Source organism: Weissella cibaria, assembly GCF_004521965.1.
Taxonomy (GTDB): domain Bacteria; phylum Bacillota; class Bacilli; order Lactobacillales; family Lactobacillaceae; genus Weissella; species Weissella cibaria_A.
Genome location: NZ_SDGK01000014.1, coordinates 1 through 306, shown reverse-complemented (window position 1 = coordinate 306; position 306 = coordinate 1). Strand labels below are relative to the sequence as shown.

Annotated in this window: 2 tRNA genes; both read left to right on the top strand. The window is 49.7% G+C overall.

Annotation, left to right across the window (positions count from 1 at the left end):
• Positions 1-81: 81 nt before the first annotated feature.
• A tRNA-Trp gene (locus tag EST42_RS02270) sits at positions 82-155 on the top strand.
• 2 nt (positions 156-157) lie between these two features.
• A tRNA-His gene (locus tag EST42_RS02265) sits at positions 158-230 on the top strand.
• Positions 231-306 lie beyond the last annotated feature (76 nt).

The following is a 306-nucleotide window of genomic DNA, read 5'->3' as shown; positions in this document are numbered from 1 at the left end:
TTAGGACGTTCGCCTGTCACGCGAAAGATCACGGGTTCGAATCCCGTTGTGACCGTATAATTAAATATTACGTCTCATTTTAGGGGTATAGTTTAACGGTAGAACGACGGTCTCCAAAACCGTTGGTGGGGGTTCGATTCCCTCTACCCCTGCCATGGCGGTAGTGGTGAAGTGGTTAACACATCGGTTTGTGGTACCGACATGCGTGGGTTCGATTCCCATCTACCGCCCTAACGTAATGTTTAATAAAATGCCGTTGTGGCGGAATAGGCAGACGCGCTGGACTCAAAATCCAGTTCCCGCAAG